The organism is Streptomyces sp. DF42 (assembly GCF_058267695.1).
Genome location: NZ_CM177859.1, coordinates 3,555,515 through 3,572,078, shown reverse-complemented (window position 1 = coordinate 3,572,078; position 16,564 = coordinate 3,555,515). Strand labels below are relative to the sequence as shown.

The window sequence follows — 16,564 nt, the reverse complement described above, 5'->3', positions numbered from 1 at the left end:
CCTACGTCGCCAGGTGACGGACCTGGTCCCACAGGACCGGGTCCACCACACCCACCCGCCGGCGGAAGTCCCACACCGGCACCTCGCGCAGCTCGTCCGTCTCCAGGAAGCTCGCGCGCCCCCGCGCGTCACCCACGGCACCGGGAGGCAGCGGGATCACCCCCCGCCGCGCGTCGTGGTACTTGCTGGTGATCTTCGCGACGACCGCGCGCTCCCCGTGCACCACCAGCACCAGGCAGGGCCGGTCCTTGACGCCGGGCCCGTCCTCGTAGGGCACGTTCGCCCACCAGATCTCCGCCGGACGCGGCCGCGTCGACTTCCGTCCCTCCGGCCTCCCCGGCGGACGCGTCCGCCGCCCCGCGGGCCGCCGCCCCCGCCCCCAGCCGTCGACGAGCGTGGCGACCAGCGCGAGCAGGACCACCGCCGCCAGCGCGAGCCACCATGACCTGTCCATACGGTGACCGTACCGGCGCGCAATCGGCGACGCGCGCTCTCTTTCAAACCCGTGCACCCCAAGCGCGCCTCACCCGCCCCGCATCCAGCCGAACCGGTGACACCACAGGTGAGTTCGCCCACAACAGCCCTTGCTGGAGGAGCGACCAAGGGTTTTGCGCCTTACGCTCGACGGACCGCACGACCCCCGTCTCCTTCCCAGAAAAGTTCCCGCCAGCGGAGGTTTCTGCTTTATGAAGCTCACCGTCGTCGGCTGCTCGGGGTCGTTCCCGTCCGCGGAATCGGCCTGCTCGAGCTACCTCGTAGAGGCCGACGGCTTCCGGCTGCTCCTCGACATGGGCAACGGCGCCCTTGGCGAGCTGCAGCGCCACTGCGGTCTCTACGACCTCGACGCGATCTTCCTCAGCCATCTGCACGCCGACCACTGCATCGACATGTGTGCGTACTTCGTCGCGCGCTACTACCGCCACGACGGCGGCCGCTGCGACCCCCTCCCGGTCTACGGCCCCGAAGGCACCGAGCACCGCCTCACCACGGCCTACGCCGACACCCCCACCGCCTCGTCGATGAGCGAGGTCTTCGACTTCCACACGGTCAAGCCGTCCACCTTCGAGATCGGCCCGTTCACGGTGCACACGGAACGCGTGGCCCATCCCGTCGAGGCGTACGGCATCCGCGTCGAGCACGGCGGAACGTCCCTGACGTACTCCGGCGACACGGGCATCAGCCCCGCCCTGGACGAACTCGCCCGCGACACGGACCTGTTCCTGTGCGAGGCCGCTTTCACCCACGGCAAGGAAGACATCCCCGACCTCCACCTCAACGGCCGCGAGGCGGGAGAAACGGCAGCCAGGGCAGGCGCCCGCCGCCTGGTCCTCACCCACATCCCCCCGTGGACCGACCCCCAGACCAACCTGGCCGACGCCCGCTCGGTGTTCGCCGGACCGGTGGACCTGGCGGCGCCGAGGCGGTCGTACGAGATCTGACGCGTGTGCGGTTCGACCAGTACGCGCGCGAAGGCCCCGGAACCGTCCCGGTTCCGGGGCCTTCGTCATGCCGTGGCGGCAGGTCTCACGCCGCTGTGAGGTCCTCGGCCTCGTCGGGCTCACGGCCCGGGGTCGGCAGATTGAACCTGGTGATCGCGAAGCGGAAGACGACGTAGTAGATCGCGCCGAAGGCGAGCCCGACCGGGATCAGCAGCCAGGGCTTGGTGGAGATGCCCCAGTTGATCATCACGTCGGTCAGACCGGCCGAGAAGCTGAAGCCCATGTGCATGCCCAGCGCCCACGTCACGGCCATCGACAGTGCGGTGAGCACCGCGTGGATCGCGTACAGCACCGGGGCGATGAACATGAACGAGAACTCGATCGGCTCGGTGACACCCGTGACGAACGACGTCAGCGCCAGCGACACCATCATGCCCATCACGGCCTTGCGGCGCTCGGGGCGAGCCGAGTGCGCGATGGCCAGCGCGGCGGCCGGCAGGCCGAACATCATGATCGGGAAGAACCCGGTCATGAACATACCCGCGTGCGGGTCACCCGCGAAGAAGCGCGGCAGGTCGCCGTGGAAGACCGTGCCGGCGGAGTTGGTGTAGTCACCGATCTGGAACCAGGCCACCGAGTTCACGAACTGGTGCATACCGATCGGGATCAGTGCACGGTTGATGAGGCCGAAGAGGGCCGCACCGAAGGAACCGAGCCCGGTCATCCACTCACCGAAGCTGGTGAGGACGTCACCGATGGGCTGCCAGCCGAGGACGACCAGGACACCGAGAGCGGCTCCGACGACGGCCATGATGATCGGCACCAGCCTGCGGCCGTTGAAGAAGCCGAGCCAGTCCACGAGCTTCTTGCGGTGGTAGCGCTGCCACAGAACGGCGGTCAGCAGACCGATGATGATGCCTCCGAGCACGCCCGGGTTCTGGAAGGTCGCGGCCGTGGCGGCCTCGTGGCCCTTCTGCCAGAAGCCGCCGAAGGGAGCGACCGGCATGTAGGTGGCGCCCTCGTGCCCGTCCTTGATCGGGAACTGGTGGATCACCGCGTAGTAGGTGAGGAAGCTGACCACGGCCGCGAGTGCCGTCGAGCCGTCGGCCTTCTTCGCGAAGCCGATGGCCACGCCTATGCAGAACAGCAGCGGAAGCCCGAAGGAGCTGTCGAACAGGACGCCGCCGGCTCCGGCGAAGACCTTCGCGACGTCAGTCGGGAGGTGCAGCTTTTCCTTGACGTCGGGCTGACCCAGGCGCATCAGGAGGCCCGCCGCCGGCAGCACGGCGATCGGAAGCTGCAGGCTGCGGCCTACCTTCTGCAGGCCCTGGATCAGGCCGGATCCCCACTTCTTCGGTGGGGCCGCCGTGGGCGCGGTGGCGGTGCTCATAGACTTCCTCCATCGGGTGGTGGTCTACACCACTCAGTGGTGTAGACCTGTTGTAGCAGATGAAGTCCGCATAAAGGAACCCGCGAATCCTGCAACCGGAGCGCTACGCACCGTACAGCTCCAACGATCTTCCCTCGGCCCCCGAACAACATGGCGACGACCCCCGGACCGGCGATCCGAGGGCCCAACTTCCTTCTGACATACGGCCCTTGTCAGGCCTTCGTGACGTCCTCCCGCACCTCCTCCGGCTCCCGCCCAGGAGTCCTCAGATCGAACCTCGTGATCGCGAAACGGAAGATCACGTAGTACACGGCGGCGAAGCACAGGCCGATCGGGATGATCCCCCACGGTTTCGTCGCCAGGTTCCAGTTGATGACGTAGTCGATGAGGCCGGCCGAGAAGCTGAAGCCGTCGTGCACACCGAGCCCCCACGTCACCGCCATCGACAGAACAGCAACGGCAGCCCCGGCTGACCGTCGAGCAGCGCGCCGCCCGCGCCGGCCATCACCTTCGAGACGTTCGTCCACCCGAGCCCGTCGGCCCCGAACACGTCCGGCTGACCGAGCCGGTTCAGGATGCCGGCGGCCGGCAGCACCGCGATGGGAAGCTGGAGGCTGCGCCCCATCTTCTGCAGCCCCTGGAACAAGGCGTCCCAGCGCCGGCGCGCAGGCGTGAGCCCGGCACCGGCGCTCATGGACTCGCTCATGGGTTGGCGACCGCCTGTCAGGTGGTGTAGACCAGCTACGGGCGATACGGCTGCTGTGACGTCATCCTTCGGTACGCACGACGCAATCGCTCGCGAAGTTGAGCCAACCGTGCGTGAGGAGACAGAAATGGCCACCAAGGCTGAGAAGATCGTTGCCGGGCTCGGCGGCATCGACAACATCGAAGAGGTCGAGGGCTGCATCACCCGCCTGCGCACCGAGGTCGTCGACGCCGGCAAGGTCGACGAAGCAGCCCTGAAAGCCGCCGGCGCACACGGCGTCGTCAAGATGGGCACCGCGATCCAGGTCGTCATCGGCACCGACGCCGACCCCATCGCAGCGGAGATCGAAGACATGATGTGAACCCCCGGCTCGTAAACCCGGGTTCGTGAACCCCCGGTTCACTTGAAAGGGCCCCTTCCCGCCGCGGGAGGGGCCCTTTCCGCTACTGCGACTAGGCTCGGCGCATGTCTCGAATCGACGGTCGCACCCCCGAACAACTCCGCCCGATCACCATCGAACGCGGCTGGAGCAAGCACGCCGAAGGCTCCGTCCTCGTCTCCTTCGGCGACACCAAGGTCTTCTGCACCGCCTCCGTCACCGAAGGCGTCCCCCGCTGGCGCAAGGGCAGCGGCGAGGGCTGGGTCACCGCCGAGTACTCCATGCTTCCCCGCGCCACCAACACCCGCGGCGACCGCGAGTCCGTACGCGGCAAGATCGGCGGCCGCACCCACGAGATCAGCCGCCTCATCGGCCGCTCCCTGCGCGCCGTCATCGACTACAAGGCGCTCGGCGAGAACACCATCGTCCTCGACTGCGACGTCCTCCAGGCCGACGGCGGCACCCGCACCGCGGCCATCACCGGCGCCTACGTGGCCCTGGCCGACGCCGTCGCCTGGGCCCAGGGCAGGAAACTGATCAAGGCCGGCCGCCAGCCGCTCACCGGCACGGTCTCGGCGGTCTCGGTCGGCATCGTCGGCGGCGTCCCCCTCCTGGACCTCTGCTACGTGGAAGACGTGAAGGCCGACACCGACATGAACGTCGTCTGCACCGGCGACGGCCGCTTCGTCGAGGTCCAGGGCACCGCCGAGGCCGAACCCTTCGCCCGCGAGGAGCTCAACTCCCTTCTCGACCTGGCCGTTTCGGGCTGCGAAGAACTCGCTGTCCTTCAGCGCAAGGCACTTGATACGGTCCTCGAAAAGTAAAGGACGCACCAAGAAAAGGGCGGCCGCCCGGGCAACCCCCGACGCCCGCCCCCGCGTCTGTACGGATGCGGGCGCACGGCACACCACCGTGCGCCCGACCAGCACGGGGGGCCTACGGGCCTGGACACGGGAGGACCACAGTCATGGCCGCGAGCCGAGGCCGCCGCAGTCGCCGCATCACCACCACCGTCGCAGCGCTGGCAGCCATCGGGCTGACCCTGGGCCTCACAACCGGCTGCGACGCCGTCAACAAGGCCCTGGACTGCGTCCAGACCGCCGACACCATCGCCGACAGCGTCACCGACCTCCAACAGGCCGTCGAGAACGCCTCGAACGACCCCGGCCAGCTCGACGAATCCCTCGCCTCCATCGACAAGAACCTCGACAAGATAGGCGACAAGACCGACAACGCCGACGTCAACAAGGCGGTCGACGACCTGAACAGAGCCGTCGGCAACGTCCGTACGGCCGTCAAGAACGGCGACAGCACCCCGGACATCAGCCCGGTCACCGACGCCGCAGGCGAACTCACCAAGGTATGCACCTCGTAGCAGCCCACCCCACGGGACAGGAACCGGGACCGCGACCCCGCCCCGGACCCCGGACCGGGACCTGGACCGGATCCGGGACCGGAATACTGGACCCCATGACGCGCTTGATCCTCGCCACCCGCAACGCCGGAAAGATCACCGAACTCAGGGCCATCCTCGCCGACGCGGGCCTGCCCCACGAACTGGTCGGCGCCGACGCCTACCCCGACATCCCCGACGTCAAGGAAACGGGCGTCACGTTCGCCGAGAACGCCCTGCTCAAGGCCCACGCCCTGGCCCAGGCCACCGGCCTGCCCGCCGTCGCCGACGACTCCGGCCTCTGCGTCGACGTCCTGAACGGCGCCCCCGGCATCTTCTCCGCACGCTGGGCGGGCAAGCACGGCGACGACCGCGCGAACCTGGACCTCCTCCTGGCCCAGCTCGGCGACATCGCCGACGCGCACAGGGGCGCGCACTTCACATGCGCGGCGGCACTTGCCTTGCCGGACGGCACGGAGCGGGTGGTCGAGGGCCGGCTGCGGGGTGTGCTGCGGCATGCTCCGGTGGGCACGAACGGCTTCGGCTACGACCCGATCCTGCAGCCGGAGGGGGAGACGCGGACGTGCGCCGAGCTGAGCGCGGAGGAGAAGAACGCGATCAGTCATCGGGGGGAGGCGTTCAGGGCGCTGGTGCCGGTGGTGCGGGAGTTGTTGGGCTGAGGCCAGGCAGAAGAGCGAGGGTCCGACTTGCAGGGTCGCAAGTCGGACCTTCGATTCCACGCCCTGTGCGGCCTGAGGGATTCGAACCCTCACGGGATTTCTCCCATCGCGACCTAAACGCGAGGCGTCTACCGTTCCGCCAAGGCCGCCTTCCGCCAATCACTCTCCTGAGCGGCGGCCTTCAGTGTACGGGGCCGTCGGCTCACCCGGCGAGGGGGACTCTGCCCTTCTGGCGACACCACGTCTCTGTGAGGGCATGGCAGTTGGGGCACAGATATCGCAGGTTTTCCCTGCGGTTGTCCCGCCAGTTTCCGTTGACGTGGTCGATCTGCAAGGTGATGGAGTGTCCCCGCCACTCGCCGGTGTTGCCGCACTCCGAACAGGCGTATGGCACCCCGATTTCGGCCAGGGCCTGGTGAAGTCGGGTCCTGTTCGTCCGCCCGGCTTGATCTGGCACGACCACCAGCACCCGATGCTCCGTCGGTGGGGGTGCGGGGCGCTCCGGCCGACTCCAGGACCGCCGCTTGAAGTGGCTGGTGTCGAGATTGAGGCGCGCGGCTGCGCGCCGGACACGCCGGTGATTGGTGTCATTGACGTCCATGCCGAGCTCGCGCATGACGTCGGCGTAACTGGTCGAAGTCCGCACTAGGCTCCGCAACTTGTCCTCGGGGATTGTTACTCGCCGGCGAGAGAAGTGGCTCGTGTCGATGTGCTGGGCTGCAAGCATGCGGCTCAGCGTCGCCCTGGACCGACTGTCATCGGGCACACCCAGAGCCTGGGCCACACTCCGCACACTCGTGGCTGAGACTGCAGCCGCCCGGAGTTCTTCCGGAGTGAAGGGAAGGTCCAATTCGGGGCGATCGATGCCGGGGAAGTGGCTGATGTCGATGCCTGCCGCGTCGATGCGGCGCCGGATGTGGGACAGAGTTCCAGTGGCTGGGGTCGCGCCCAGCCTCAGCGCTAATTCGCGCAGCGAGGACGACGAGACCGCGGCCTCAGCGATGGCCGCGTCGGGGTACTTGCGCCACGGGCTGCGCTTGACGAAGTGGCTCGTGTCCAGCCCGTGCCCTGCGACCTTCTCCTGCAGGACACGTCGCTGACCGCCGCTCCTCCTGAGCCCGAGTCGTCGCATCAGGTCGGCCCAATTGCGGGCGTCGGCCACCGCTTGTGTGAGCCGTCTCTTGTCGTACGGATCCGATGTGTGCGCCATGCTCTTCACCCCTCCGTCCCGGCCACGCGTTCGTGGCCCGTACGGAGCAACGAACCGTTTATCGGACAGTCACGCCCCAAACGTAAAGCGGCCCGCACCAGGTCACCCCAGTGCGAGCCGCTCATCCGGCGGAAAGCAGGTCCTCAGATGCCCAGGTCCTTGATGATCTTCGCTACGTGGCCCGTCGCGCGGACGTTGTACAGGGCCCGTTCGACCTTGCCCTCCTCGTCCACGACGATCGTGGAGCGGATGATGCCCATGTAGGTCTTGCCGTAGTTCTTCTTCTCGCCGTAGGCGCCGTAGGTCTCCGTGACGGTCTTCTCCGGGTCGGCCAGGAGCGTGACCTTCAGGGACTCCTTCTCGCGGAACTTCGCCAGCTTCTCCGGCTTGTCGGGGGAGATGCCGAGGACGTCGTAGCCGGCGCCCGTCAGGAGTTCCAGGTTGTCCGTGAAGTCGCAGGCCTGCTTGGTGCAGCCCGGCGTCAGGGCCGCGGGGTAGAAGTAGACGATGACCTTGCGGCCCTTGTGGGACGACAGGGACACCTCGTTGCCGTCGGCGTCAGGCAGGGTGAAGTCGGGGGCCACGTCCCCGGGCTGGAGTCGCTCGCTCATCGGGCCAGCCTAACCGGGGGTCCTGACGGTGCGGGCGCCCCAGGAGCTGACAGACTGTCCGGAACACCCTCACCAGACTTCGGAGGCGTTACGGTGGCGGACACGTCGGACACCAGAACCCCGGCGCAGATCGAGGCGGACATCAAGCGCCGCCGCAATGTGCTGGCCGAGACCCTCGACGAGATCGGGGTGCGGGTGCATCCGAAGACGATCGTCGGGGATGCCAAGGCCAAGGTCGTGTCGAACATCGATCACACGCTGGGGCGGGCCTATGTCGGGGTCAACAAGGTCGTGAGCGATGTGAAGGCGCAGCTCGTCGACGAGGAGGGGGCGCCCCGGCTGGAGCGGGTGGTGCCCGTCGCGCTCGTCGCCGTGGGGCTCGTGGGGCTGCTCGCCCTCGGTACCCGGCGGCGCAGGAGCTGAGTGAGAGCTGTAGGTTCAAGGGCGTGAGCGCCAACAGAAACGAGCACGGCCCCCGGCACGACAAGCTGCCCATCCGGATGCTGCACGACCGGGTCCTCGTACGGCAGGAGACCGGGGACGGTGAGCGTCGGTCAGGCGGGGGCATCCTGATTCCCGCCACCGCCGCGGTCGGGCGGCGACTGGCCTGGGCCGAGGTCGTGGCCGTCGGCCAGAACGTGCGCACCGTGGAGCCGGGAGACCGGGTTCTGTACGACCCCGAGGACCGTGCCGAGGTCGAGGTGCGGGGCGTGGCGTACGTGCTGATGCGTGAGCGGGATCTGCATGCCGTGGCCGCCGACCGGTTCGAGGGGTCGGAGGACACGACGGGCCTGTACCTGTAGGGCAGGGGCTGAAGCAGAGGCTGGAGCAGCGGCTCTGGCAGCGGTCGAAAAGGGTCGGTGACCATGGTCACCGGCCCTTTTGTGGTCTCCGAGCCAGTGTCGCTGACGCGGCACTGGCTCGGAGGGGCCCGACGGGACGCGCCGTACCGGGAACGAGAAGAAGGCGACGAGGGCGACGAGGGCGACGAAGGCGACCTCCGGTCGCTGAGAGGCCGCCGCCCCGGCCGTGACTGGCCCCGGCCGTCACTGGGTCCGACCGCCAGGGGCCCCGGCTGTCACCGGCTGTGGCGGGTCACTGTCTGCGGCTGTTCGACTGCGGGCCTGCCGGGCCGCCCGTGGTCGTTCCTCCGGTGTCGGTGCCTGTCGTGCCGCCGTCCGTGCCTCCGGCGTCGGTGCCGCCCGTCGCCCCGCCGTCCGTCGGGTCTCCGGTCGTGCCGCCGTCGGACGTGGTTCCGCCGTCGGACGTGGTTCCGCCCGTCGTCGGGTCGCCCGTCGTGCCGCCGTTCGTCGTGCCGCCGTTCGTGTTCGTGCCGCCGTCGGTGGTGCCGCCGTTGTCCTGGCCCTGGGCGCCCTGGCCGCCGGTGGTCGTCGTGCCGCCGTTGTCCTGGCCGCCCGTGCCCGGCTGCTGCGGGGTCCCGGTGGCGGGGGGCGGCTGGATCACCTCGGCGCCGGGCTGCAGTTGGAGGTCGAAGTCCGTGGCCGGCTTCCCCTTCAGCGCGGCCTTGGTGTACTGCGCCCAGATCTCGGCGGGCGGGCCGCCGCCGTTGACGCGCTGCAGGCCCATTGCGCCGTACAGCGACTTGTGCTTGGCCGTCACCGGGTCCTGGCCCATGACGGAGACGACGGTCGCGAGGTCGGGCGTGTAGCCGGCGAACCAGGCGGCCCTGTCCTCCTCCGCGGTGCCGGTCTTGCCGGCGGCGGGGCGGTCGGCGGCCTGGGCGGCGGTCGCGGTGCCGTTGTCGACGACGCTCTGCAGGATCGACGTGGTGGTGTCGGCGGCCTCGCGGCTGATGGCCTGGGAGTTCGTGTCCTTCGGCAGCTCGACGACGTCCTTGCCGTCCTTGGTGATCGAGTCGATCATCGTGTACGCGCCGTGCTTGCCGTGGTTGGCGAGCGTCGCGTAGGCCTCCGCCATGTCGAGGACGCTGGCGGTGTTCACGCCGAGGGCGATCGAGGGGGTCCCGGTCAGGTCGGGGGTGCTGGACGGGATGCCGAGGCTGATCGCGGTCTGCTTGACCTTGTCGGGGCCGACGTCCACGGCCATCTGCGCGTACACCGCGTTGATCGACTTGTCGGTGGCGGTGCGCACGGTGACGTTGCCGTACGAGGTCTGGTCCTCGTTCTCCGGTGCGTAGGTGCCGCCCGACCAGCCCTGTACGGGGCGCTTGTTGGTGCCGTCGTAGTAGGTGTTCGGGGTGATGATCTGGCGGTCCTGTGTCTCGGAGTGGTTCTGGACGGCCGAGGCGAACACGAAGGGCTTGAAGGTGGAGCCGACCTGGAAGTCGCCGCGGGTCGCGCCGTTCGTGTACTGCTTGACGTAGTCGATGCCGCCGTACATCGCGACGACCTTGCCGGTCTTCGGGTCGACGGAGGCGCCGCCCGCGCGGACGTAGTTGTCGACCTTGTTGTTCTTCTTGTCGAGCTTGGCCATCACCTTGTCGTTCACGGCCTTCACGAAGGCGTCCTGCTTGCTCTTCTGCAGGGTGGTGGTGATGCGGTAGCCGCCGGCCTCCAGCTCGTCCGCGGTGACGATCTTGTTCTTGGTGAGGTAGTCCTTGATCGCGGTGACGATGTAGCCGCGCTGCCCGGACATGCCGGTGGAGACGGTCTGTTCCTTGGGCATCGGGAACTTCAGGCCGGTCCGCTTGGCCTCGGTCAGCCAGCCCTTCTTGACCATGCCGTCCAGGACGTAGTTCCAGCGGGCGAGCGCCGGGGCCTTGTTCTCGGGGTGCGCGACGACGTCGTACTCGCTGGGGGCGTTGACGAGGGCGGCGAGGTAGGCGGCGTGGGCCGGGTCGAGGTCGGTGGCGTCCTGGCCGTAGTAGGCCTGGGCGGCGGCCTGGATGCCGTAGGCGTTGCGGCCGAAGTAGCTGGTGTTGAGGTAGCCCTCGAGGATCTGGTCCTTGGACTGCGTGCGGTCCAGCTTGATCGAGATGAAGAACTCCTTCACCTTGCGGGTGACGGTCTGCTCCTGCGCGAGGTAGTAGTTCTTCACGTACTGCTGGGTGATCGTCGAGCCGGACTGCTTGCCCTTGCCGGTGGCGGTGTTCCAGCCGGCGCGCAGCATGGCCTTGGGGTCGATCGCGGACTCGGTGTAGTAGTCGCGGTCCTCGGCGGCCAGTACGGCGTGTTGGGCGTCCTTGGAGACCTGGGCGAGTGACACGTTCTCCCGGTTGATCTCGCCGTCGCGGGCGAGCTGGGAGCCGTCGGAGTACAGGTAGACGTTGGACTGCTTGGTGGCGAGGGCGTTGGCCGGCGGGATGTTGACCATCGAGTAGCCGAGGTAGAACAGGCCGATCAGCAGCAGTACGCCGATCACGAAGGTGCCGAGCACCATGCGCCAGGTCGGGATCAGCCGGCGCCAGCCCGTGCGCCTGGGCCGCTTCGGCTTTTTCCCTCCGGGCTCGGGAACGCCGGGCCCGGTACCGCCGGGCCCAGGACTTGCGGGCTGAGGAGCGGCCGGCTCGGCAGCACCTTGCGGCTCTCTCGGTGCCCAGCCCTGGTTCGGCTGCTGCGGCTGCGGCTGGTCGCTCATCTCGTGCACGGACTCCTGTTTCGCGTCGTACGTTCCCGTACGCCCTCGTACGCCATATGCGCCCCCTCTTGAAGACTCTCGCACCATGCGTTCCGTTCCCGGATCGCGGCACGCGTCCCGCCTGGAAAATGCGTGGCGTACGTCACCACCCGCGGACTAGGCTCCTGCGCTTCGGTGTCGGGCGGTTCGGGAGGTTGACTGACGTGGGCGCGGGACGGTTGTACGGGGCCGTCGCGGCGGGTGGTTTCAGACGTTACGCGACGTATCGGGCGGCCACTGCCGCCGGAGTGTTCACCAACACCGTTTTCGGCCTGATCCTCGTCTACACGTATCTGGCGCTGTGGGACGAGAAACCCCACCTCGGGGGCTACGACCAGGCGCAGGCCGTCACCTATGTGTGGCTGGGGCAGGCGCTGCTGTCGACGCTCGCGATCGGCGGCAGCGGTGTCGAGGTCGAGCTGATGGAGCGGATCAGGACCGGGGACATCGCGATCGATCTCTACCGGCCGGCGGATCTGCAACTGTGGTGGCTGGCGGCTGACTTGGGGCGTGCGCTGTTCCAGCTGCTGGGGCGGGGGGTGATCCCGTTCCTGTTCGGCGCGCTGGTCTTCGAGGTGGCGCTGCCGAGGGACGCGGCGAGATGGGCGGCGTTCGTGGTGGCCGTGCTGCTGGGGATGGCGGTCAGTTTCGGCATCCGGTATCTGGTAGCGCTGCTCACGTTCTGGCTGATGGACGGCACGGGTGTCACGCACATGACCATGCTGGCGGGGTTCTTCTGCTCGGGGATGGTGCTGCCGTTGAACGTGTTCCCGGGCACGCTCGGCGATGTAGTACGGGATCTGCCGTGGTCGGCGCTGTTGCAGAAGCCGGCGGACGTGCTGCTGGGGGAAGCCGATCCGTGGGGCACGTTCGCCTTCCAGGGGACGTGGGCGGTGGCGCTGCTGGCGGCCGGGCGGCTGGTGCAGTCGGTGGCGACGCGGAGGGTGGTCGTACAGGGTGGCTGAGGTGAGCCGGCTGGCGGACGGGTTGCGCGCGTACCGTCTGATCGGGGCGATGTGGATGCGCTCCACGATGGCGTACCGCGCGTCCTTCGCGATGACGACGTTCGCGAACTTCGCGGTGACCGGGCTGGACTTCGTGGCGATCCTGCTGATGTTCTCGCGGATCGACGTGCTCGGCGGGTGGCCGCTGCCCGAAGTGGCCTTCCTGTACGGGTTGTCGTGCGTGGCGTTCGGTCTCGCGGATCTGGCGATCGGCTCGATGGAGCGGCTGGGGCAGCGGGTGCGCGACGGCACGCTGGACACGCTGCTGGTGCGTCCGGCGCCGGTGCTTGCGCAGGTGGCGGCCGACCGGTTCGCGCTGCGCCGGCTCGGCCGGATCACGCAGGGGTCGCTGGTGCTCGGGTATGCGCTGGCCACCGTCGACATCGACTGGACGCCGTTGAAGGTGCTGTTGATGCCGGTGATCGTGGTGAGCGGCGCGGCGATCTTCAGTGCGGTGTTCGTGGCCGGTGCGGCGTTCCAGTTCGTGGCGCAGGACGCGTCCGAGGTGCAGAACGCGTTCACGTACGGCGGGACGACGATGTTGCAGTACCCGCCGACGGTGTTCGGCAAGGAGCTGGTGCGCGGGGTGACGTTCCTGCTGCCGCTCGCCTTCGTCAACTGGCTGCCCGCGGCCTATGTGCTGGACCGGCCGCTTCCGCTGGACCTGCCGCGGTGGGTGGCGTTCGCCTCGCCGCTGGTGGCGGTGGGGTGTTGTGCGCTGGCGGGGCTGGCCTGGCGGGCAGGGCTGCGGACTTATCGGAGTACAGGGAGCTAGCGGCAGTGGACAGCGACTACTTCATCGAACTCGACCGTGTCGAGAAGGTCTTCGACGTGCGCAGGAAGACCGGCTTCCTGAGGCGTGAGCGGCGGCAGGTGCGGGCCGTGGACTCCCTCTCCTTCACCGTGGCGCGCGGCGAGATGGTCGGCTACATCGGTCCGAACGGCGCCGGGAAGTCGACGACGATCAAGATGCTCACCGGCATCCTGACCCCGAGCGGTGGGCGGCTGCGGGTGGCGGGCATCGATCCGGCGCGCGAGCGGACGCGGCTCGCGCACCGCATCGGGGTGGTGTTCGGGCAGCGTACGACGCTGTGGTGGGACCTGCCGCTGATCGACTCGTACAAGCTGATGCACCGCATGTACCGGATCCCGGACGCCCGTTACCGCGAGAACCTCGACCGCTGTGTCGAACTCCTGGAGCTGGCCGACCTGTTGGACGTCCCGGTGCGGCAGCTGTCGCTCGGGCAGCGGATGCGCGGGGACATCGCGGCGGCGCTGCTGCACGATCCGGAGGTGCTGTACCTCGACGAGCCGACGATCGGCCTGGACGTCATCTCGAAGGCCAAGGTGCGGCAGTTCCTGCGGGAGTTGAACGCCGAGCGCGGCACGACGGTGCTGCTGACCACCCATGACCTGCAGGACATCGAGCAGTTGTGCTCGCGGGTGATGGTCATCGACCACGGGCGGCTCATGTACGACGGTGCGCTCGCCGGTCTGCACGAGGTGGGCGAGAGCGAACGCACCCTGGTGGTGGACCTGGAGCGGGAGACGGCGCCGATCGAGGTGGCCCCGGCCCGGGTGGTGAAGGTGGAGGGGCCGCGGCAGTGGCTGGCGTTCCCGGCGGGGCACTCGGCGGCGGCGCTGGTGGCGCGCATCGCGGCGGAGTATCCGCTGGCGGACCTCTCGGTGCGGGAGCCGGACATCGAGGCCGTGATCGCCAAGATGTACGCGGGTGAGGCCGCCGGTGAGGCCGAGAAAGCGGTCTCGTAGACGTCTCGTAGCCTCCCGCCGGGGGAACTCGTAGGCTGCTGTCCATGACGGACGACGCCGCAGTCCCGGAGCTTCGCGCATCCGATGCCGATCGTGAACGAGTCGCCGAGGTCCTGCGGGACGCCCTCGCGGAGGGCCGTCTCGACATGGAGGAGTTCGAGGAACGCCTCGAAGCCACCTACAAGGCACGGACGTACGGCGAGCTGACGCCGATCACCCGCGATCTGCCGGTCGCCGGGATCACTGCGCCCCCTGCCGTCTCGCTCGTCAAGGAGCCTGAGCAGAGCGGGAGTTGGGCGGGGCGGGTCGTCGGCGGCGAGGGGACCTCGTCGGTGGGGATCGCCGTGATGTCAGGGTTCGACCGCAAGGGCCGCTGGACCGTGCCCAGGCGCTTCAACGCCTTCGCCTTGATGGGCGGTGTCGACCTCGACCTGCGCGAGGCGAACTTCGCCGACCGTGAGGTCGAGATCAACTGCGTCGCGATCATGGGTGGTGTGAGCGTCATCGTGCCGCCGGGGGTCGAGGTCGTGATGCGGGGGATCGGCATCATGGGCGGGTTCGACTTCATGGGCGACGACGTGTCGGGGGAACCTGGCGCGCCTCGGGTGATCGTGAGCGGGGTCGCCTTCATGGGTGGCGTCGAGGTGGTGCGCAAGCAGACCAGGGACGAGCGGCGCCGTATGAAGGAGGAGCGCCGCCAGGAGAGGCTGGACCGCAGGTCCGGGCACTCGCTGGGCGAGGGGTTCGCCGATCATCACCGGATGCTCGAGGATCACCGCGAGTGGCGGCGCGACCTGCACGAGGAGCGCCGGCAGCGGCACGAGGAGCGGCGCGAGCGGCACCGGGAGCGCCGGGACGCGCGGGACAGGCGCCGCCGCGACGACTACTGACCCGAACCGCCTCCGCGGCCCCTGCGGTTCGGCCCTGCGGTGGGTCCCTACAGTTCGGCGGGCGCCGAGCCCTTCAGGCCCTTGAGGTCGAAGATCCGCGCCATCGTCGCGTACCCCTTGTCGCTGGGGTGGAGATGGTCGCCGGAGTCGTAGTCGGAGCGGAGTCTGCGCGGGTCGTACGGGTCCCTGAGCGCCCGGTCGAAGTCGACCACGGCGTCGTAGACCCGTCCGGAGCGGATCTCCGCGTTGATCTCCTGTCGTACCGCCTCGCGGGCCGGGGTGTAGCCGCGGTGGCCCTGGAAGGGCATCAGGGTCGCGCCGATGACCTTGATGCCGCGGGAGTGGGCCTGGCCGACCATGGCGCGCAGGCCGCCGAGGATCCTGTCCGGGTCGGCGAGCCGGGGGTTGCGCAGGATGTCGTTGACGCCGAGGTCGATGACGACGACCTTGACGTTCGTAGGGGCGAGGGCGTCACGGGAGAAGCGCAGCAGGCCGCTCTGGTTGTCGGCGGGGCGGCCGAGGCCTCCCGCGAGGATCTGGTTGCCGCTGATGCCCTGGTTGACGATGCTGTAGCGCGGCAGGTCCTGGCCGGACTCGATCGCGGTGCGCAGCCGCTGCGAAAGGATGTCCGTCCAGCGGTGGTTGGCGTTCTGGGTGGACGTTATGCCGTCGGTGAGGGAGTCGCCGAAGGCGACGACGGTGCCGTCCGACTCGTTGCTCAGCACGTCCAGCGCGGTCAGGTAGCGCCAGTACGGAGTCTGCTCGGTGTACCCGGCGCCGCTCACGTCCTCGGTGAGGTCGCCCTCGGCGACGTAGGAGGTCTGGCGGGCGTGCTGGTGGTAGGTTACCGGGCCGGACCGGCTGGGCGAGTACGTGGTGACCAGTACGTCGCTGCCCTGCGGGATGACGATGCGGACGGCGTCGCTCAGCGCCTGCTGCCCGGCCGGGATGACGATCGCGGTGCTGCCGCCGAAGGTCAGCCGCCGCATGGTGTCGGCGCTCGCCGCCGCGGTGTCGGAGGCGACGGCGACGGCGAGGGAGGCGTGCGTGACGGTCAGCGCCGACTGGCCGTAGAGATTGGACAGCGTGATACGGGCACTCGTACCGCCCACGCTCGCGTGCACGACGTTGCGCACCGAGCGCCCCGCCATGCCGCTCGTCTCGGTGCCGGGCTCGGCGCCCGCCGGGGACGCGGACCAGGAACCGACCCAGATGCCGGCGGAGGCGGGGGCCGCGGAGTTGTGCTGGGCGCGGCCCTTGTCGAGGGCGTTGGTGCCGGTGTTGCCGTCGCCGGCCGCGACGCCGACGTATATGGCAGCGGAAAGGCCGACGATCACGGCGATGATCGCGGAAAGCAGGGCATAACCATGACGCTTGGTCATGCGGTGCGGGTCTCCTCGGACGAATGGGAGCCCGAGGCTCCGATGTGATCACCCCATGATGCGTCATGGGATGAGGGGTAGTTGAACAGGACCCCCCTGTGGGCCGCCGGAGT

General features: G+C 68.9%; 17 protein-coding genes, 1 tRNA gene and 1 pseudogene. 11 read left to right on the top strand and 8 right to left on the bottom strand.

Annotation, left to right across the window (positions count from 1 at the left end):
- Nucleotide 1: 1 nt before the first annotated feature.
- The gene (locus tag ACYUED_RS16230) at nucleotides 2-454 is read right to left on the bottom strand and encodes a type II toxin-antitoxin system PemK/MazF family toxin (protein ID WP_491292998.1); all 453 of its coding nucleotides are present in this window, start codon (nucleotides 452-454) and stop codon (nucleotides 2-4) included.
- A 232-nt stretch (nucleotides 455-686) separates the two neighbouring features.
- Between ACYUED_RS16230 and ACYUED_RS16225 the strand changes: the two genes are divergently transcribed.
- A complete protein-coding gene (locus ACYUED_RS16225) occupies nucleotides 687-1,439 on the top strand; it encodes an MBL fold metallo-hydrolase (protein ID WP_491292997.1) in 753 nt (250 codons plus the stop codon).
- A gap of 85 nt (nucleotides 1,440-1,524) precedes the next feature.
- Here ACYUED_RS16225 and ACYUED_RS16220 read toward each other — a convergent pair whose 3' ends face one another.
- On the bottom strand, nucleotides 1,525-2,829 hold the full coding sequence (locus ACYUED_RS16220; protein WP_491292996.1) for a PTS transporter subunit EIIC: 1,305 nt from the start codon (nucleotides 2,827-2,829) through the stop codon (nucleotides 1,525-1,527).
- 212 nt (nucleotides 2,830-3,041) lie between these two features.
- A pseudogene (locus tag ACYUED_RS16215) lies at nucleotides 3,042-3,278 on the bottom strand (PTS transporter subunit EIIC); the annotation flags it as partial.
- A gap of 126 nt (nucleotides 3,279-3,404) precedes the next feature.
- Between ACYUED_RS16215 and ACYUED_RS16210 the strand changes: the two are divergent.
- The 4 genes from ACYUED_RS16210 (at nucleotide 3,405) to rdgB (ending at nucleotide 5,987) form a co-directional block, all read left to right on the top strand.
- Nucleotides 3,405-3,896, top strand: coding sequence for a PTS sugar transporter subunit IIB (locus tag ACYUED_RS16210; RefSeq protein WP_491292995.1), 492 nt, complete (start codon nucleotides 3,405-3,407; stop codon nucleotides 3,894-3,896).
- A 104-nt stretch (nucleotides 3,897-4,000) separates the two neighbouring features.
- Nucleotides 4,001-4,738 carry a ribonuclease PH gene (rph, locus tag ACYUED_RS16205; RefSeq protein ID WP_266515167.1) on the top strand — a complete coding sequence of 246 codons (738 nt, stop codon included), beginning with the start codon at nucleotides 4,001-4,003 and terminating at the stop codon, nucleotides 4,736-4,738.
- A 143-nt stretch (nucleotides 4,739-4,881) separates the two neighbouring features.
- Nucleotides 4,882-5,289: a hypothetical protein gene (locus tag ACYUED_RS16200; RefSeq protein ID WP_491292994.1), complete on the top strand. Its 408-nt coding sequence runs from the start codon at nucleotides 4,882-4,884 to the stop codon at nucleotides 5,287-5,289.
- A gap of 95 nt (nucleotides 5,290-5,384) precedes the next feature.
- Entirely contained in the window at nucleotides 5,385-5,987 is a 603-nt protein-coding gene (gene rdgB / locus ACYUED_RS16195) for an RdgB/HAM1 family non-canonical purine NTP pyrophosphatase (protein ID WP_491292993.1), read from the top strand.
- A gap of 66 nt (nucleotides 5,988-6,053) precedes the next feature.
- On the opposite strand, the gene ACYUED_RS16190 is transcribed toward rdgB, so the two are convergent.
- The 3 genes from ACYUED_RS16190 to bcp form a co-directional block, all read right to left on the bottom strand.
- Nucleotides 6,054-6,136: transfer RNA gene (locus ACYUED_RS16190), tRNA-Leu, on the bottom strand.
- Nucleotides 6,137-6,189: 53 nt separating this feature from the next.
- Nucleotides 6,190-7,197, bottom strand: coding sequence for an HNH endonuclease family protein (locus ACYUED_RS16185; protein WP_491292992.1), 1,008 nt, complete (start codon nucleotides 7,195-7,197; stop codon nucleotides 6,190-6,192).
- Between the two features lie 143 nt (nucleotides 7,198-7,340).
- Nucleotides 7,341-7,808 carry a thioredoxin-dependent thiol peroxidase gene (gene bcp / locus ACYUED_RS16180; protein ID WP_491292991.1) on the bottom strand — a complete coding sequence of 156 codons (468 nt, stop codon included), beginning with the start codon at nucleotides 7,806-7,808 and terminating at the stop codon, nucleotides 7,341-7,343.
- Nucleotides 7,809-7,901: 93 nt separating this feature from the next.
- Here bcp and ACYUED_RS16175 point away from each other — a divergent pair, with 93 nt between their 5' ends.
- Nucleotides 7,902-8,231 carry a DUF3618 domain-containing protein gene (locus tag ACYUED_RS16175; RefSeq protein ID WP_491292990.1) on the top strand — a complete coding sequence of 110 codons (330 nt, stop codon included), beginning with the start codon at nucleotides 7,902-7,904 and terminating at the stop codon, nucleotides 8,229-8,231.
- A gap of 23 nt (nucleotides 8,232-8,254) precedes the next feature.
- Nucleotides 8,255-8,611 carry a GroES family chaperonin gene (locus ACYUED_RS16170; protein ID WP_491292989.1) on the top strand — a complete coding sequence of 119 codons (357 nt, stop codon included), beginning with the start codon at nucleotides 8,255-8,257 and terminating at the stop codon, nucleotides 8,609-8,611.
- 292 nt (nucleotides 8,612-8,903) lie between these two features.
- Here ACYUED_RS16170 and ACYUED_RS16165 read toward each other — a convergent pair whose 3' ends face one another.
- Nucleotides 8,904-11,366, bottom strand: a complete 2,463-nt coding sequence (locus ACYUED_RS16165; RefSeq protein ID WP_491292988.1) for a transglycosylase domain-containing protein — start codon at nucleotides 11,364-11,366, stop codon at nucleotides 8,904-8,906.
- Between the two features lie 203 nt (nucleotides 11,367-11,569).
- Here ACYUED_RS16165 and ACYUED_RS16160 point away from each other — a divergent pair, with 203 nt between their 5' ends.
- From ACYUED_RS16160 to ACYUED_RS16145, 4 genes are read left to right on the top strand one after another with little or no spacing between them, the layout of a single operon-like run.
- Entirely contained in the window at nucleotides 11,570-12,370 is an 801-nt protein-coding gene (locus ACYUED_RS16160; RefSeq protein ID WP_491292987.1) for an ABC transporter permease, read from the top strand.
- The gene (locus ACYUED_RS16155) at nucleotides 12,363-13,184 is read left to right on the top strand and encodes an ABC transporter permease (RefSeq protein ID WP_491292985.1); all 822 of its coding nucleotides are present in this window, start codon (nucleotides 12,363-12,365) and stop codon (nucleotides 13,182-13,184) included. The genes ACYUED_RS16160 and ACYUED_RS16155 overlap by 8 nt, the downstream gene beginning before the upstream one ends.
- Nucleotides 13,185-13,189: 5 nt before the next feature.
- Nucleotides 13,190-14,179, top strand: a complete 990-nt coding sequence (locus ACYUED_RS16150; RefSeq protein ID WP_491292984.1) for an ABC transporter ATP-binding protein — start codon at nucleotides 13,190-13,192, stop codon at nucleotides 14,177-14,179.
- Nucleotides 14,180-14,223: 44 nt separating this feature from the next.
- On the top strand, nucleotides 14,224-15,069 hold the full coding sequence (locus tag ACYUED_RS16145; RefSeq protein WP_491292983.1) for a DUF1707 SHOCT-like domain-containing protein: 846 nt from the start codon (nucleotides 14,224-14,226) through the stop codon (nucleotides 15,067-15,069).
- Between the two features lie 47 nt (nucleotides 15,070-15,116).
- On the opposite strand, the gene ACYUED_RS16140 is transcribed toward ACYUED_RS16145, so the two are convergent.
- Nucleotides 15,117-16,451 (bottom strand): SGNH/GDSL hydrolase family protein, encoded by a 1,335-nt coding sequence (locus ACYUED_RS16140; protein ID WP_491292982.1) that lies wholly within the window; start codon nucleotides 16,449-16,451, stop codon nucleotides 15,117-15,119.
- Between the last annotated feature and the right edge of the window lie 113 nt (nucleotides 16,452-16,564).

Coding starts and splice junctions, on each gene's coding strand:
- rdgB (WP_491292993.1), top strand. CDS start 5,385: ATGACGCGCTTGATCCTCGCCACCCGCAACGCCGGAAAGATCACCGAA.
- bcp (WP_491292991.1), bottom strand. CDS start 7,808: ATGAGCGAGCGACTCCAGCCCGGGGACGTGGCCCCCGACTTCACCCTG.
- ACYUED_RS16200 (WP_491292994.1), top strand. CDS start 4,882: ATGGCCGCGAGCCGAGGCCGCCGCAGTCGCCGCATCACCACCACCGTC.
- rph (WP_266515167.1), top strand. CDS start 4,001: ATGTCTCGAATCGACGGTCGCACCCCCGAACAACTCCGCCCGATCACC.
- ACYUED_RS16220 (WP_491292996.1), bottom strand. CDS start 2,829: ATGAGCACCGCCACCGCGCCCACGGCGGCCCCACCGAAGAAGTGGGGA.
- ACYUED_RS16230 (WP_491292998.1), bottom strand. CDS start 454: ATGGACAGGTCATGGTGGCTCGCGCTGGCGGCGGTGGTCCTGCTCGCG.
- ACYUED_RS16165 (WP_491292988.1), bottom strand. CDS start 11,366: ATGAGCGACCAGCCGCAGCCGCAGCAGCCGAACCAGGGCTGGGCACCG.
- ACYUED_RS16225 (WP_491292997.1), top strand. CDS start 687: ATGAAGCTCACCGTCGTCGGCTGCTCGGGGTCGTTCCCGTCCGCGGAA.
- ACYUED_RS16185 (WP_491292992.1), bottom strand. CDS start 7,197: ATGGCGCACACATCGGATCCGTACGACAAGAGACGGCTCACACAAGCG.
- ACYUED_RS16145 (WP_491292983.1), top strand. CDS start 14,224: ATGACGGACGACGCCGCAGTCCCGGAGCTTCGCGCATCCGATGCCGAT.
- ACYUED_RS16210 (WP_491292995.1), top strand. CDS start 3,405: ATGCCGGCGGCCGGCAGCACCGCGATGGGAAGCTGGAGGCTGCGCCCC.
- ACYUED_RS16140 (WP_491292982.1), bottom strand. CDS start 16,451: ATGACCAAGCGTCATGGTTATGCCCTGCTTTCCGCGATCATCGCCGTG.